The following is a 15,789-nucleotide window of genomic DNA, read 5'->3' on the forward strand; positions in this document are numbered from 1 at the left end:
GGGTACCCGGGGGAAGAAACGGTCGCGACGTGACGTTGACGCGATCAGTACCCGACCGAAAGGATCCCTGTGGCCACCCAGACTCTCACCCAGCAGAACTTCGACGACATCATCACCGGTAATGACGTGGTCCTCGTCGACTTCTGGGCCTCGTGGTGCGGGCCGTGCCGCTCCTTCGCCCCCACGTTCGAGTCGTCCTCGGAGAAGCACCCGGACGTCGTGCACGCCAAGGTCGACACCGAAGCCGAACAGGGCATCGCGGCGGCGGCGAACATCCGGTCCATCCCCACGATCATGGCGTTCCGGGAAGGCATCCTCGTGTTCAACCAGGCTGGGGCCCTCCCGCCGGCCGCGCTCGAGGACCTCGTGACCCAGGTCAAGGCTCTCGACATGGACGAGGTACGCCGGCAGATCGCCGAGCAGAACCAGAACCAGGGCTAGCGCCGTCCCGGGCGCACGTCCCGCCGTCCCGGGCCACGGGACGTGCGCCTGCCGGTGCCGGAGTCAGTGCGCGGCGGCGTCCCAGCTACGTCCGAACCCGACCGAGACGTCCAGCGGGACGGACAGGTCGATGACCGAGGCCATCTTGTCCCGCACCAGCTGCTGCACCTGTTCGCGCTCGTCGGCGGTCACCTCGAGCACCAGCTCGTCGTGCACCTGCAGGAGCATGCGCGAACGCAGGCCGGCCTCGCGCAGGGCCGTCTGCACGTCGATCATCGCGACCTTGATGATGTCGGCGGCGGTGCCCTGGATCGGGGCGTTGAGTGCGGCGCGTTCGGCGACCTCGCGGCGCTGCCGGTTGTCGCTGTTCAGGTCCGGCAGGTAGCGGCGGCGCCCGTAGAGGGTGGAGGTGTAGCCGTCCTTGCGGGCCTGTTCGACGACGGCGTGCAGGTAGTCGCGCACGCCGCCGAAGCGGTTGAAGTACGCCTCCATCTGTTCGCGGGCCTCGTCGGTGGAGATCTTCAGTTGCTGCGCCAGCCCGTACGCGCTGAGCCCGTACGCCAGGCCGTACGACATCGCCTTGACCCGCCGCCGCAGTTCCGGGGTGACCTCCTCGATCGGCACCCCGAAGGCCCGGGAACCGACGAAACTGTGGAGGTCCTCACCGGTGTTGAACGCCTCGATCAGGCCCTCGTCCCCGGACAGGTGCGCCATGATCCGCATCTCGATCTGGCTGTAGTCCGCGGTGAGCAGCAGGTCGTAGCCGGGGCCGACGACGAACGCGTCGCGGATGTGCCGGCCCGCCTCCGTACGCACCGGGATGTTCTGCAGATTCGGCTCGGTCGAGGACAGCCGGCCGGTGGCCGCCACGGTCTGGTTGAAGGTGGTGTGGATGCGGCCGTCGTCGGCGATGGACTTGACCAGACCGTCGACCGTGGTCTTCATCTTCATCGCTTCCCGGTGGGCGAGCAGATGTTCGAGGAACGGGTGCCCGGTCTGTTCGAACAGGTTCTGCAGCGCCTCGGCGTCGGTGGTGTACCCGGTCTTGGTCTTCTTCGTCTTCGGCATGTCCAGCTCGTCGAACAGCACCACCTGCAGTTGCTTCGGTGAGCCGAGGTTGATCTGCTTGCCGATCACGTCGTACGCGGCCGCCGCGGCGGCCGCGACGTCCGCGACGAAGCCGGACTGCAGGTCCTCCAACCGTTCGGCCTCGACCGCGATGCCGGTCGCCTCGAGGTCGGCGAGCACCCCCAGCAAAGGCAGTTCCATGTCGGTCAGCAGGGCGGTGGACTCGATCCCTTCGAGTTCGGTGTCCAGCGCCGCGGCGAGATCCACCACCGCCCGGGCCTGCAGAATCGCCGACTCGGCGACCTTCGCGTCCGCGGCGTCGGCGTCGTCGAGCAGCGAGAGCTGCTGCTCCCCCGACTCCTCGACCCGCAGTTCCCGCTTGAGGTAGCGCAGGGACAGGTCGTCGAGGTTGAAGCTGCGCTGCCCGGGACGCACCAGGTACGCCGCGAGGGCGGTGTCGCTGGTGACCCCGGCCAACGTCCAGCCGCGGCCCCGCAGTGCGTGCAGAGCGGCCTTCGCCTCGTGCAGCGCCTTCGGCACCGCCGCGTCGGCCAGCCAGCCGGTCAGTGCCGTCTCGTCCTCGGGGGTGAGGGTCGTGGTGTCCACGTACGCCCCCTCGCCGTCGGCCGCCGCGATCGCCACGGCCGTGGCGTCACCGCCGTACGGAACGCAGGAGCCGAGCACGGTGATCCCGTGCCGCGCACCCGGCCCGGCGTGCTCGGCCAGCCACCCGGGGAGCGTGCCCGGCTCGAGCACACCGCCGCGCACCTCGAAACCTTCCTCGGCCTCGGGTTCGACCGAGCTGAACGTCGCGAACAGCCGGTCGCGCAGCACCTTGAATTCGAGGTCGTCGAACAGCCGGTGGATGCGGTCGCGGTCCCAGGGGGCCAGAGCCAGCTGGTCGGGGGTGTAGGGCAGGGTCATGTCCCGCACCATCTCGGTGAGCTGTCGGTTGAGCAGCACGCTCGACAGGTGCGCCCGCAGGGCGTCGCCGGTCTTTCCGCGGACCTCGTCGACGCGGTCGACGAGATCGGTCAGACTGCCGAACTCGCGGATCCACTTGGCGGCGGTCTTCTCCCCCACGCCCGGGATCGACGGCAGATTGTCGCTCGGATCCCCGCGCAACGCCGCGAAGTCGGGGTACTGCTGCGGGGTCAACCCGTACTTCTCCTCCACCGCCGCCGGCGTGAACCGGGTCAGGTCCGACACTCCGCGCCGGGGATACAGGACGGTGACGTCGTCGGTGACCAGTTGCAGGGAGTCCCGGTCGCCGGTGACGACGAGCACCCGATACCCCTGGGCTGCGGCCTGCGTGGCCAGGGTCGCGATGATGTCGTCGGCCTCGAAACCGGCCTCGGCCATCACCGGGATGCCCAGGGCCTCGAGCACGTCCTTGGTGATGTCGATCTGACCGCGGAACTCGTCGGGCGCGGAGCTGCGGTTGGCCTTGTACTCGGGGTAGGCCGTCGCCCGGAACGTGTCGCGGTTGACGTCGAACGCGGCGGCGACGTGGGTGGGCTGCTCGTCGCGCAGCAGGTTGATGAGCATCGAGGTGAACCCGTACACCGCGTTGGTGGTCTGCCCGCTGTGGGTCTTGAAGTTCTCCGCCGGCAGGGCGTAGTACGCGCGGAACGCCAGGGAATGCCCGTCGAGCAGCAACAGGGTCGGTCGGTCGCCGCCGGCGGCGACGGGTGCGGAGGAGGTCGATGCGCGAGTCACGGTTCCTCAGTCTAGGGACCGGCTCGGACAACCCGGACCCACCGCGCCCGGTGTCCCCGGCGCGGCGCGGCGAAACAGAACAGTGCGGCGCGGCGAAACAGAACAGATACGCGGCGGAAATCGCAGAGCGCCGTGGAATGCGGTTGCAGCCGCTAAAGTCCGGTTCCACGACGCCGGTGCCCCGGCGGCGCGCACGACGACCCCGACGTGATCCGGAGGACCTGCGTGGCCCCATTCGTGCCGCTCCGGGAGCGATTGCCGGTTCCTCGGCTCGCCCCGATACTCCTGCTGCTGCTCGCGCTCGCCGGTCTCGGAGCCGGGACCGCCCTGGCACAGGAGCCCACGCCACCCCCGGCACCGGCCACCACCGCTCCGCAGCCGAGCGAGGGGGTGCGGGTCAGCGGCAGTCTCAACAACGCCGGAGAACGCCTCGGCGGGGTCACGGTCCGGGCCCGCGACACCACGGGCGCCGAAGTCGCCGAAGCGACCTCGGCGGCCGACGGCCGCTGGGCGATGACCGTGCCCCCCGGCACCTACACGTTCGAAGTGGACGAGCAGTCCCTTCCCGACGAGGTCAGCGTGCAGGGCACCGTGCAGCGCGACGTCGTTGCCGGCCGGGCCAACACCGTCATCTTCTCGTTCGGCGAGTCGCGTTCCGGGTTCGGCACCTCCGGGTGGGAGACGTTGATCCGCACCGTCGTCGACGGACTCCGGTTCGGCCTGGTGATCGCGATCGCCGGGGTCGGGTTGAGTCTGATCTTCGGCACCACCGGCCTGACGAACTTCGCGCACGGGGAGCTCGTGACCCTCGGCGCGGTGGCCGCGTGGATCTTCAACGTGAGCCTGGGCATCCAGCTGATCCCCGCGACGCTGCTCGCGATCGGGGTGGGCATCGTCATCGGCCTGCTCAACAACGGGCTGATCTGGGCGCCCCTGCGGCGCCGGCGCACCGGCCTGATCGCCCAGCTCGTCGTGTCGATCGGCCTCGCGATCTCGTTGCGCTACCTGATCCTCGCGCTGTTCTCCGACCGGGCCGAGGCTTTCGCCGACTACCAGGGCCAGCGACAGCTGGAATGGGGTCCGATCGCGATCACCCCGGTGAACCTGGCGTGCATCGTGGTCAGCCTCGTCGTGCTCGTCGGGGTGGCCCTGCTCGTCCAGCGCACCCGCATCGGCAAGGCCATGCGGGCGGTGGCGGACAACCGGGATCTGGCGGCGGCCTCGGGCATCGACGTCGAACGCGTCGTCCGGTTCGTGTGGGGGCTCGGCGGTGGACTCGCGGCCCTCGGTGGGGTGTTGTTCGGCCTGTCCGAGCTCGGCGGTCGTGTGCAGTGGGAGATGGGCTTCAAGTTGTTGCTGCTGATGTTCGCCGGGATCACCCTCGGCGGGCTGGGCACCGCGTACGGGGCGTTGCTGGGTTGCGTGATCGTCGGTCTGCTCGTGCAGTTGTCGACGCTGATCATCAACCCCGACCTGAAGTACATCGGTGGCCTGCTCGTGTTGATCGTCGTCCTCGTGGTCCGTCCACAGGGCATTCTCGGCAGCCGGGCCAGGGTGGGGTGAGCGCCGTGGACCTCGTTGCCGTTCTCCAGGTTTCGTTCGCCCAGTTGATCGGGCCGTCGGCGATCTTCTACGCGCTGCTCGCCATCGGGCTGAATCTGCACTTCGGGTACGCCGGACTGCTCAACTTCGGCCAGATCGGATTCGCCCTGCTCGGCGGGTACGGCGTGGGGATCATGACCGTCACCTACGACCAGCCCCTGTGGCTGGGCATCCTGGTCGGCCTGGCCGCGGCGGCCCTGCTGGCACTGGTGCTGGGCATCCCCACCCTGCGGTTGCGCGCCGACTACCTCGCCATCGTCACCATTGCCGCCTCCGAGATCCTGCGGCTGGTGTTCCGCTCCACCGCATCGGATCCGGTGACCGGCTCGACCAACGGGCTGTTCGGATTCGCCGGACCGTTCACCGAGCTCAGCCCGTTCGACTCCGGGCGGCAGTACTCGCTGCTCGGGATGCGGTTCTACGGCGACGACCTGTGGGCGATGGTCGTGGGCTGGTCCCTGGTGCTGGCCCTGTGCGGTCTGGTGTACCTGCTCAGCCACAGCCCGTGGGGGCGAGTGCTCAAGGCCGTCCGCGAGGACGAGGACGCCGCCCGGTCACTCGGCAAGAACGTGTTCGTGTACAAGATGCAGGCGCTGGTGCTCGGTGGCATGATCGGCGGGCTCGGCGGCATCTTCAACGCGCTGCAGACCAAGTCGATCAACCCCGACTTCTACTCCACCGCCCAGACGTTCTTCGCCTTCGGCGCCCTGATCCTCGGGGGCGCCGCCACCGTGTTCGGCCCCGTCCTCGGCGCGATGCTGTTCTGGTTCCTGCTCACCATTCCCGATGCCCTGCTGCGCCAAGCCATCTCGGGTCCGGACCCGCTGCTGGCCCTGTCCGAGCAGCAGGTCGGCGCGATGCGCTACATCCTCCTCGGCGTGCTCATCGCAGTCATGATGGTGTTCCGGCCCCAGGGCATCCTCGGCAACAAGCGGGAGGTGCAGCTCGATGCCTGACGCGACCCTGCCCGCGGCACAGCGTTCCGCCCTGTTCGACTCCGTGGCCCGCGAGCCCGGCGCAGCCAAACCGGATCCGGTCCTCGTGGTGGACCGGCTCTCCCGAACCTTCGGCGGCCTCCGGGCGGTCGACGTGGCGCACCTCGAGATCCAGCGCGGCTGCATCACCGGGCTGATCGGGCCGAACGGCGCCGGCAAGACCACGCTGTTCAACCTGCTCACCGGCTTCGACCGACCCGACACGGGGACCTGGAGCATGGACGGGGCGTCGCTCGGACGTCTGCATCCGCACCAGCTCGCGCGCCGCGGGATCGTGCGGACGTTCCAGCTCACCAAGGCGCTGTCGAAGATGACCGTGCTGGACAATGTGCGGCTCGGCGCGAGGGGCCAGCGGGGGGAACGGATGCTCGCAGCGTTGCTGCCGTGGACGTGGCACCGGCAGGAACGTGCCGTCACCGAACGGGCCCACGAGATGCTGGCGCGGTTCGCCCTCGACACGAAGGCCGACGACCTGGCCGGCTCCCTGTCCGGTGGGCAGCGCAAGCTCCTCGAGATGGCCCGGGCTCTGATGACGGACCCGGCGGTGGTCATGCTCGACGAGCCGATGGCCGGGGTCAATCCCGCGCTGACGCAGACCCTCCTCGGGCACATCAAGACTCTGCGCGACGACGGCACGACCGTCGTGTTCGTCGAGCACGACATGGACGTCATCCGCGACATCTCCGACTGGGTGGTGGTGATGGCGCAGGGATCGGTGATCGCCGAGGCCCCGCCGGAGCAGCTGTCCTCGAATCCGGCCGTCGTCGACGCCTACCTCGGCAGCCACCACGACCAGGTGCTCGAGTTCGACGACGAGGGCAACCCGGTCGGCGCCACGGCCGCGCTCGCCGTGGCCATGGAGGAGGCCGAGGCGCACACCCTCGAGACCGGCGGTGACCTGTCCGAACCGGACGCCACCGTCCTCGGCGACCTGCCCGACGCGACCGGACGGCCTCAGCCCGGTACCGAGCCTCCGACGCAGGAGAAGCCGTGAGCGAGACACCGCCCCCCGAACCGGCGCCGACGACCGCGGCCGAGCGCGCGGCCACCGCCGAGGAACACGCCCGCCTCGCCGAGGGGGCACTGGTGCGCGCCGACGACATCGTCGCCGGGTACTTCCCCGGCGTCGACATCCTGCGCGGCTGCAACTTCTACCTCCGCGACGGCGAGATCGTCGGCATCATCGGACCCAACGGTGCCGGCAAGTCGACCCTGCTCAAAGCGCTGTTCGGGTTGATCCCCGTGCGACGCGGCACGGTGACACTGCGCGGCGACGACATCACCGCCGCTCCGGCCCACGTCCTGGTGCGCAAGGGGCTCGGCTACGTGCCGCAGACCCGCAACGTGTTCCCGTCACTGACCATCGAGGAGAACCTCGAGATGGGAATCTATCTGCGGCCCAAGCAATTCGAACAACGGTTCGCGTTCGTCGCGGAGTTGTTCCCGCTCCTCGGTGAGCGCCGCAAGGTCAAAGCCGGGGCCCTGTCCGGCGGTGAGCGGCAGATGGTGGCGATGGGCCGGGCGCTGATGATGGATCCGTCCGTGCTGCTGCTCGACGAACCGTCGGCCGGCCTGTCGCCGATGTTCCAGGACGAGGTGTTCATCCGCTGCAAGAAGATCAACGCCGCGGGGGTGTCGATCATCATGGTGGAACAGAACGCACGCCGGTGCCTGCAGATCTGCGACCGCGGCTACGTGCTCGACCAGGGCCGCAACGCCTACACCGACACCGGACCGAACCTCATGCACGACCCGAAGGTCGTCGAGCTGTACCTCGGGACGCTCGCCGGCAGCCGGGAGCAGAAGCGCAACTGACGGTGGGCGGGCCGGGAACCGATCCGGTTCCCGGCCCGCCCACCGGCTCGTCGTCACCCACCGACCACGATGTAGTCCTCCGTGGTGAGCGTGTTGTCCGGTCCGAACACCAGGTGCCCGTACGACCCGATCCCGGGCTCGCCGGCATCGGTGAACTCGAGCCGGCCGGTGACCCCGTCGTAGTCGATGTCCTGGCCCCCGCGCAGCAGATCGACGCACTGCTGGTAGCTGGTGCACGTCGTGCCGCCCTCGGTGACGCTGTTGATGTTCGCGGCGATGTCCACGCCGGCGGTGGAACCGGCCTGTTCCGCAGCGAGCGCCGAGATCACCACGGCGTCGTAGGACTCGCCGGCATAGTTGAAGTCGATCAGCGCGGGATCGAGCGCCCGGAGCCGGTTCTGGAAGTCCGGTCCGACGTCGGTGAGCGGCGTGGTACCACTCATCGTGTCCAGCAGCCCGGGCGCGACGGCCTCACCGAGGGCATTGCCCATGTTTCCGTCCACGCCGTAGACGAGCATGCCGTCGGACGGCCCGATACCCACCTCGTGCATGCGGGTGAGGATCTTCGCGGACTCCTCGAACCCGATGAGCGCCACGGCGTCGGGACCGAAGTCCTTGATCTGGTCGACCTCGGCGTTGAAGGACTGCGCGTTGGGATCGTAGATGATCTTCTGGATCTGGTCCTCCGGCACGCCGGCCTCGACGAGGTTGTTCTGGGTGTTGGTGGCCAGGCCGGTGCCGTACGGGTCGTTGAGCGCGATGATCGACACCCGCTGGGCGCCGTCGTCCGAGATCAGCTGTGCCAGTGCCTGGGCCTGCAACACGTCGGTGGGGGCGGTACGGAAGTACAGCCCCTTGTCCGGGTAGCACACGAACTGGTCGGAGGTGTTCGCCGGCGAGAACATCACCACCCCGGCGCTGGTGATCTTGTCGATCACCTTCAACGACACCGACGACGACGCGGCGCCCACGATCACCTGGGTGCCCGCCGCGAGCTCCCGGTCCACCGTGGCGTTCGCCGTGTCGGTCGTGGTGTCGCCCGAGTCGCCGGTGATCAGTTCCACCGGCTGGTTCAGCACACCGCCGGCGGCGTTCACGTCGTCTACCGCGAGCCGTACCGCCGCCACCTCCGGGGGTCCGAGGAAGGCGAGGCTGCCGGTCTCGGGGAGCAGGGTGCCGATCTTGAGGGGTGTCGCCACCGGGGTGGCCCCGGCGGTCGCCTGCGCGGGTTCGCAGTCGGTGGTCACGGTCGTCGCCGACGCCGCGCCGTCACCGGAACCGCTCGTGGCGGAATCGTCGCTGTCCGAGCTACACCCCGCAAGGGCGAGAGACGCTGCTCCGAACACCGCAGCGGCGCGGACGAAGGTCCGTCTGGCCATCCAACTCTCCTTCGGTCGGCATGCACACCGTCTCCGGATACGTCACCGGGACGTGGCCAGAAACCTATCCGCCCCGCGCGTTCCGCGAACCCGGGCGAAATCCTTGTGACGCGACCGTTATCGAAGAATTGACACCGGCGTAACGGGGAGCTCCGTCATCCCGCCGCGGCGCCGCCCAGCGTCTCGATGACCACCTCGGCGACGTGCTTCATCGTGGTGCGCCGGTCCATCGCCGCCCGCTGGATCCAGCGGAACGCCTCGGGCTCGGTCATCGCGTGCTTGTCCATGAGCAGTCCCTTGGCACGGTCGACGAGCTTGCGGGTCTCGAACCGCTCGGTCAGCCCCGCCACCTCGCGCTCGAGTTCACGGATCTCCGCGAACCGGCTCGCCGCCACCTCGATCGCCGGAACGAGATCGGTCTTGGAGAACGGCTTGACGAGGTACGCCATGGCGCCCGCGTCGCGGGCGCGTTCGACGAGTTCACGTTGGCTGAACGCCGTGAGAATGACCACAGGGGCGATGCGCCGGGCGGCGATCTCCGAGGCGGCGTCGATACCGTCGCGCCGGGGCATCTTCACGTCCATGATGACCAGGTCGGGCTTCAGTTGCTCGGCCAGTTCGACCGCCCGCTGCCCGTCACCGGCCTCCCCGACGACCTCGTAGCCTTCCTCGCGGAGCATCTCCACCAGATCGAGCCTGATCAGCGCCTCGTCCTCGGCTACTACGACGCGCCGCGGCTGAGCGGGATTCTCGTGCGGGGCGGCTGTCATCGTCGGCCATCTCCTGTCGCTCGGGCGGCCCCCGTGGTGGGGTGGAACGTTAGAAGGGTACCGGTGGCCGACGGCCGTCACCGATCTTCTACAGTGGTCTGCGCACGACGCCCCCGTATCCCAATTGGCAGAGGAAACGGATTCAAAACCCGTCCAGTGTGAGTTCGAGTCTCACCGGGGGCACTGTGACACTGCCGGCCTGCAGCCCGGTGGACACCGCAGGCCTGCAGCCCGGTGGACACCGCCGGCTTCCAGCCGGGGCGCCTCCCTGCGAAAACGCTGGTAACGTGCCGACTTCGGTGAACCGTCCGTGACCGCAATCCCCACCGGCCACCGATCTCGCGGGCCACGGATGGAGATGGGAGAGGCATGAGACGCGCCCTGCTCGTCGTGACGGCGTGTGCGGCCGTGCTGCTCGCCCCGGTGCCGGGTGCGGCCGCGCAGGTGCCGGACGAGCGGATCGTGCTGCGTCCCGGTGACGGAATCACCTTCACCGCCGCCGATCCCGCGCCGGGTTGGTGCTCGGTCGGCGCGGTCGGTCACGACCGGGAGGGCCGGCTCGTCGCCGTCACCGCCGGACACTGCTGGCAGAACGGCGCCGGCGAGGTGTGGAAGGTCGGCGAGCAGAGCCACGGACCGATCGGCACCGAGACATCCGTGTACAGCCCCGGCTCGGTGGATCGATTCGGGATACCGACCGACGCGGCGCCGGACTATGCGGTCGTCCTGCTCGACGAGACCAGGGTGCGCGGGTCGAACACGTCGGCCCCGGACGCCGACGGCGAGGTCGTGGTGCTCGAGTCGATCGGCTCGCTGCCGGACGGTGACCAGGACATCGGCCGGCACTGCGCGGCCGGGCACACGACCGGGATCGCATGCGGACCGTTTCCCCTCGTCGATGCCCTGGACCTCGCCGGCACCCGGGACGTGCTGGTGAACCCGAACTCACTCGAGTCGTGGCTCGTGATGCAGCAGGGCGACTCCGGTGGTCCACTGGTCCGCACCGACACCGGCGAGTGGCTCGGCCTCGCCGTCGGCTACCGCCCCGACGACGTGCGCTTCGCGGTCTACCAGCGGGCCAACCGGATCGTCGAGGACCTCGACGCCCGGGGCGGCATCGGCGCCGGATTCACTCTCGTGTGCACCCCGTGACGAGGCGGATCGTTCTCGCGGACGCTGCCTCCGTGGCCGCGCCGTCGTCCGGCGCGGTCCCCGCGCAGACGATTCGTCGGCCGCTCTTTCCCCGTTCGTCATCTTCGGTTCATCCGGCGTCCCTACGGTCGAGGCATGTCGAACCCGATGGTCTCAGTGGGCCCGGATGCGGTGGTCGGCGCCGTGGTCCGGCTGCTCACTCCCCCGCTGTGCGAGCTGTACGCCGTGTTGATGCGCGCCGGCGTGGTGGTCGTGGTCGACGACTGACTACAGCGACGTCGGTGTCGACCGACTTCCGCCCGGTGGGTCGGGCCGAATCCGGATGGCGCAGTCGGTGAGCTGCCGGATTTCCACGTCGAGGACGGGGTCTGCGGCGGTCCACTCGAACTCGGAAGGGCGGCGCCTGGGCCTCTCCCTCAGGCGAGCCGCACCCGGATCGGCACCGACCGCCACGAGCGGAGGGTGTTGTTCAGGTGCCGGTGCACCGGACCGTCGATCTCGATCGACTCGATCCGCGCGGCCAGGGCCGTCAGCAAGGCCTCCGACTCGAGACGGGCGACGTGCTGGCCGACACATTGGTGGATGCCCATCCCGAACCCGACGTGACCGGACGGGTCGCGCGTGAGGTCGAACTCCTCGGGCCGCTCCCAGCGCCGAGGGTCCCGGTTGGCCGCACCGAGGAACATCAGGATCTTGTGACCGTCGGGGACGACGGTGCCGCCGATCTCGATGTCGCGGGTGGCGGTGCGGAAGAAGGTCTGCACCGGCGACTCCCAGCGCACCGCCTCGTCGAACGCGGTCCGCGCCAGCGACGGGTTCGCGCGCACCGCTTGCCACTGCTCAGGGTGGGTCGCGAACGCGTACAGCACGGCCGCCAGCCCGTTGACTGTCGTGTCGACTCCTGCCGTGAGGAGCGACCGAACAATCAGGGGTGCCTGGTCGTGGGTGATGTCACCGCGATCCGCCGCAGCCCAGATCTGCGCCCCGAAACCGCCCTCGGTCAGGACGTCGCGGGCGCACTGCGCGTCGACCCAGGCCGACAACTCCCCGATCCGCGAGATACCCCGGTCGACGAGGCTGTTGGCGGGACCGAAGGCATTGAAGGTGTGGTCCCCGTACGGCAGCAGGTTCTCCCGGCCGTCGCCGGGGATACCGACGGCGTTCGGGAACACCCGCAGCGGGAACGCGGCGGCCAGATCGGTGACGGCATCGAATGCGGTTCCTCGGGCCAGGACCTCGTCGACCAGGTCTTCGGCGTCGTGGATCCAGGTGTTCCGGAGCGTACGCAGCGCGCGGGGACCGAGGATGCGGGTGAGGAGAGCACGGGGGGCATCGTGGTGCGGCGGGTCCGCCTCGAGCAACAGGCTCGGTGGCCGCCAGGGCTTCTCGTAGCGGAAGTTGCTCAGGCCCACGCCTGCGGCGGACTGGAACGACTGCCAGTCGGTGAGGGCGGCGTGCACCTGCTCGTAGCGACCCATGCCGAACACGCCGAGACGAGCGAGGCGGACGACAGGCCCGGCCTCACGGAGTTCCTCCTGGAACGGTAGGGGGTTTTCGAGGACGTCGAGGGCGAACGGGTCGGCGTCGCTGATCGGTGTTCCGGTCTGGGCGAGAGTTGTCATGACGGGTCCCTTGCTGAGGCGGGTCAGAGGTCGAGTACGAGACGGTCGGAGCAGGATCGCGAAACACAGACGAGCATGCAGTCGTCCGCCGCCCGCTCGCCGTCGTCGAGTACGGAGTCGCGGTGGTCGGGCTCTCCGGCCAGGACCGTGGTCTCACAGGTGCCGCAGGTACCTTCGCGGCACGACGAGAGCACCCCCACACCGGCTGCGCGCAACGCGTCGAGCACGCTCTGCTGCGGCGTGACGGTGACGGTGCGGCCCGACCGGGCCAGCTCGACGTCGAAGGGGCTGTCGCGGACCGGGGCCGGCTGCTCCCGGGGGACGAAGCGTTCCAGGCGCAACGCGCCCTCCGGCCAGGACGTGGCGCGGCTCGCGAGCGCGTCGAGCAGCGGTACCGGACCGCAGGCGTACACCTTCGCGCCGGCCGCCGCGGCGTCGGTGGCGGCGTCGAGGTTCAGTCGCCCCATCTCGTCCTGCGGGACGAGGGACACCCGCTCGCCGTACCGCGCGAGTTCGTCGCCGAACGCCATCGTGTCACGGGTACGGCCGCCGTAGAGGAGGTGCCAGTCGGCAGCGATCGAGTCTGCCTGCCGGATCATCGGCAGGAGGGGGGTGATGCCGATACCGCCCGCGAGGAACAGGTACCGCGACGAGGGCACCATCCGGAAGTTGTTGCGGGGACCGCCGATACCGACGAGATCGCCGACGGCCAGGTGGTCGTGGACGTATGCCGACCCGCCGCGGCCGTGCGGCTCGCGCAGCACGGCGACGCGGTAGGTGCGGGCATCCCAGCGATCGCCGCACAACGAGTACTGGCGGGTGACTCCGTTGGGCAGCGTCAGGTCGATGTGCGCGCCCGGCGCCCAGTCCGGCAGTCGCCTCCCCTCCGGATGCGCGAGCGTCAATGCGACAACGCCCTGTGCCACTGGATCTTTCGCGGCGACTCGCAACACCGACTCGGCGGAAGCAGTGTGCTCGGACACGGGAGACTCCTCACTCTTGTCGTCGGATCGAGAATCGTTCGGGCGGTGGAGTTCGCACCAGATGCTTCTCGATCAATGAGAGAAAATGTGCGCCCGGTCACCGACCGGGCACGGCCGCGTGCGAGATCACTCGGGTGATGCCCCGGGCGGCAGCCTGCAGTGCCGGGATCTGTGAGTAGGCGGAGGGGTCGTTCGGCACGATCAACCCCAACGCGGCGACGACCTCGTCGTGCGTCCCGCGGACGGGGACCGCGACGCCCGTGGTGTCGGGGTGGATGTGACCCGCGCAGAGCGCGTATCCCTGTCGGCGGATCTGCGCCAGTGCCGCACGCAGATCTCGTGGGGTGTGGATGGTGTGCTCGGTGAACGCGCGCATCGGCGCGTTCATCACCTGTTCCTGCACCTCGGCCGGGCTGTGGGCGAGCAGCACCAGCCCGGACGAGGACGCATGGAGCGGTAGCCGACCGGCGACGCGGGTGAAGTTCACCGCCGCCCCGCGCGCGGTGAGTCGTTCCAGGAACAGCACCTCGGTCCCCTCCCGGACCGCCAGCTGGGTGTGCTGCTCGACCACGGCGTGCAGATCCTCCATGAACGGCCGCGCCGCCTCCCGCAGGCCCACGGTGGGCGACGATCGTGATCCCACCTCCCACAGCCGCACCCCGACCCGCACTCGGCGGCCGTCGCGTTCCAGCCATCCGCACCGGACGAGTTCCTCGATCAGCCGGGAGGCGGTGGCGACGTGCAGGCCTGCGCGCCGGGCGATCTCGGATACCGCCAGTGTGGAATCGTCGATGCCGAACGCCTCGATGATGCGGGCCGCGCGGGCGAGCACGGACTCTCCGGTGGGAACTCGCGCCACGCCTCTTCCTTTCCACGGCCACCGGGACTCACACGGTGGTGCGTTCGCCCTCGACGGTAGTCACGTCGCTCCGCGCCGTGAGCCGAACAGCGGAGACCACCACCGCTGCACCCAGGAAGGCGACGGCGACGAGCAGGTACAGCTCGGCAGCGGTCCAGCCGGCGTCGAGGAACGCGCCCGCGACGATCGGTGACATGATCGCGCCGATGCGTCCGACGCCGATGCCCCAGCCCATGCCGGTGGCGCGCAGGGACGGCGCGTACACCGCCGGGGTCAGTGCGTAGAGCCCGCCGATGCAGCCGTTCACGACGACGCCGATCGCCGCACCGAGGACGAAGCCTACCGCCACGGTCACCGTGGCGGGCACGAACGCGGCGAGCAGGATTGCCGAGACCAGTAGGTATCCGGCCAGGACCCGCCCGAGACGGAACCGGACCGTCATCACGCCGAGGAGGGCGGTGCCGAGGATGCCACCCAGATTGAGCAACACGCCGCCGGTGATCCCCTGCGTCGCGGACATCCCGGCCTCCACCAGCAGCTTCGGCGTCCAGCTCGTCACGAAGTAGAACCCGAACATCGTCAGGAAGAAGGCACCCCAGATCAACAGGGTGCTGCGGCGCTGCCCCGGGGCGAGCAGTTCGGCCGGTCCTACACCGCTCTTCCGGGTGTCGGCCGCGGCAGAGGCCGGGGGCAGCGCCCTCACCGGCGGGTGGCCGGCGCGGACGACGAACGAATTGATGCGCTCGAGTGCGTTCACCGGGCGGCGGGCGAACAGGAAGTCCAGGGACTCCGGCAGCCGGAACCAGACGAGCGGGATCAGGGCCGCGGTGCAGACACCGCCGAACAGGAACACCGAACGCCAGCCGGACGTGCTCTGCAGGACGACGGCCACTACGCCGCCGAGTGTCGCCCCGACCGCATAGCCGGTGGAGTTGAGAGTCACGGCCAGGCCGCGGAAACGGTTCGAGGCGAACTCACTCGAGATGACGTTGCTGCTGGCCAGGATTCCACCGATGCCGATACCGGTGAGCACGCGCAGCGCGCCGAGTTGGCCGGCGTTCTGGCTCACCGCCGCGAGCAGCATACCGGTGGACGAAAGAGCCAGGCAGACAAGGATCATGGTCCGGCGGCCCACGCGATCCGCCCACGGCGCGAGGGCGATCGATCCGATCGCCATTCCGAACAACCCCGCGCTGAGCAGCAGACCCAGGACCGAACCCGAGATTCCCCACTCCTGCGAGACCGACTGGGAGGTGAAGGCCATGACCAGGACGTCGAAGCCGTCGAGCACATTGAGCAGCACACACAGTGCGACCGCGGTCCACTGGAACCGGCTCATGGGGCCGGTGGCGATGCGGTGGCGCAGATCGAGTTCCACGCGAAT

General features: G+C 69.4%; 14 protein-coding genes and 1 tRNA gene. 8 read left to right on the forward strand and 7 right to left on the reverse strand.

All coding sequences use genetic code 11. From position 1 onward, the window contains the following. Window positions 1–69 precede the first annotated feature (69 nt). Window positions 70–441, forward strand: a complete 372-nt coding sequence (trxA, locus tag AC2IPW_RS13610; protein WP_486375032.1) for a thioredoxin — start codon at window positions 70–72, stop codon at window positions 439–441. Window positions 442–504: 63 nt separating this feature from the next. Here trxA and polA read toward each other — a convergent pair whose 3' ends face one another. Further along, complete coding sequence (gene polA / locus AC2IPW_RS13615; RefSeq protein ID WP_486375033.1) at window positions 505–3,228, reverse strand: DNA polymerase I; 2,724 nt, start codon at window positions 3,226–3,228, stop codon at window positions 505–507. Window positions 3,229–3,453: 225 nt separating this feature from the next. On the opposite strand from polA, the gene AC2IPW_RS13620 reads away from it, so the two are divergent. Genes AC2IPW_RS13620 through AC2IPW_RS13635 form a run of 4 tightly spaced genes read left to right on the forward strand, consistent with a single transcriptional unit; the run spans window position 3,454 to window position 7,640 of the window. Further along, window positions 3,454–4,791 (forward strand): branched-chain amino acid ABC transporter permease, encoded by a 1,338-nt coding sequence (locus tag AC2IPW_RS13620; protein WP_289379720.1) that lies wholly within the window; start codon window positions 3,454–3,456, stop codon window positions 4,789–4,791. 5 nt (window positions 4,792–4,796) lie between these two features. Next, window positions 4,797–5,786: a branched-chain amino acid ABC transporter permease gene (locus AC2IPW_RS13625; protein WP_040783286.1), complete on the forward strand. Its 990-nt coding sequence runs from the start codon at window positions 4,797–4,799 to the stop codon at window positions 5,784–5,786. Beyond that, a complete protein-coding gene (locus AC2IPW_RS13630; protein WP_054374839.1) occupies window positions 5,779–6,819 on the forward strand; it encodes an ATP-binding cassette domain-containing protein in 1,041 nt (346 codons plus the stop codon). The genes AC2IPW_RS13625 and AC2IPW_RS13630 overlap by 8 nt, the downstream gene beginning before the upstream one ends. Further along, a complete protein-coding gene (locus AC2IPW_RS13635) occupies window positions 6,816–7,640 on the forward strand; it encodes an ABC transporter ATP-binding protein (RefSeq protein ID WP_003937897.1) in 825 nt (274 codons plus the stop codon). The genes AC2IPW_RS13630 and AC2IPW_RS13635 overlap by 4 nt, the downstream gene beginning before the upstream one ends. 53 nt (window positions 7,641–7,693) lie before the next feature. Here the strand turns inward: AC2IPW_RS13635 and AC2IPW_RS13640 are convergent, their stop codons facing one another. Both AC2IPW_RS13640 and AC2IPW_RS13645 read right to left on the reverse strand, forming a co-directional pair. Next, complete coding sequence (locus AC2IPW_RS13640; RefSeq protein WP_486375034.1) at window positions 7,694–9,019, reverse strand: ABC transporter substrate-binding protein; 1,326 nt, start codon at window positions 9,017–9,019, stop codon at window positions 7,694–7,696. Window positions 9,020–9,174: 155 nt separating this feature from the next. Continuing rightward, the gene (locus AC2IPW_RS13645; protein WP_003937895.1) at window positions 9,175–9,789 is read right to left on the reverse strand and encodes an ANTAR domain-containing response regulator; all 615 of its coding nucleotides are present in this window, start codon (window positions 9,787–9,789) and stop codon (window positions 9,175–9,177) included. Between the two features lie 109 nt (window positions 9,790–9,898). On the opposite strand from AC2IPW_RS13645, the gene AC2IPW_RS13650 reads away from it, so the two are divergent. The 3 genes from AC2IPW_RS13650 (at window position 9,899) to AC2IPW_RS13660 (ending at window position 11,208) form a co-directional block, all read left to right on the forward strand. Next, a tRNA-Leu gene (locus AC2IPW_RS13650) sits at window positions 9,899–9,972 on the forward strand. 186 nt (window positions 9,973–10,158) lie between these two features. After that, window positions 10,159–10,941 (forward strand): chymotrypsin family serine protease, encoded by a 783-nt coding sequence (locus tag AC2IPW_RS13655; protein ID WP_486375035.1) that lies wholly within the window; start codon window positions 10,159–10,161, stop codon window positions 10,939–10,941. A gap of 135 nt (window positions 10,942–11,076) precedes the next feature. After that, window positions 11,077–11,208, forward strand: a complete 132-nt coding sequence (locus AC2IPW_RS13660; RefSeq protein ID WP_268744401.1) for a hypothetical protein — start codon at window positions 11,077–11,079, stop codon at window positions 11,206–11,208. Window positions 11,209–11,357: 149 nt separating this feature from the next. On the opposite strand, the gene AC2IPW_RS13665 is transcribed toward AC2IPW_RS13660, so the two are convergent. The 4 genes from AC2IPW_RS13665 to AC2IPW_RS13680 form a co-directional block, all read right to left on the reverse strand. Further along, window positions 11,358–12,563, reverse strand: a complete 1,206-nt coding sequence (locus AC2IPW_RS13665) for a cytochrome P450 (RefSeq protein ID WP_054374841.1) — start codon at window positions 12,561–12,563, stop codon at window positions 11,358–11,360. A gap of 23 nt (window positions 12,564–12,586) precedes the next feature. Then, window positions 12,587–13,546 carry a PDR/VanB family oxidoreductase gene (locus tag AC2IPW_RS13670; RefSeq protein WP_486375036.1) on the reverse strand — a complete coding sequence of 320 codons (960 nt, stop codon included), beginning with the start codon at window positions 13,544–13,546 and terminating at the stop codon, window positions 12,587–12,589. 97 nt (window positions 13,547–13,643) lie between these two features. Beyond that, window positions 13,644–14,405, reverse strand: coding sequence for an IclR family transcriptional regulator (locus AC2IPW_RS13675; RefSeq protein ID WP_486375037.1), 762 nt, complete (start codon window positions 14,403–14,405; stop codon window positions 13,644–13,646). Window positions 14,406–14,433: 28 nt separating this feature from the next. Beyond that, window positions 14,434–15,783 carry an MFS transporter gene (locus AC2IPW_RS13680; RefSeq protein ID WP_486375038.1) on the reverse strand — a complete coding sequence of 450 codons (1,350 nt, stop codon included), beginning with the start codon at window positions 15,781–15,783 and terminating at the stop codon, window positions 14,434–14,436. Window positions 15,784–15,789 lie beyond the last annotated feature (6 nt).

Source organism: Rhodococcus sp. NS-SX18 (assembly GCF_057367935.1).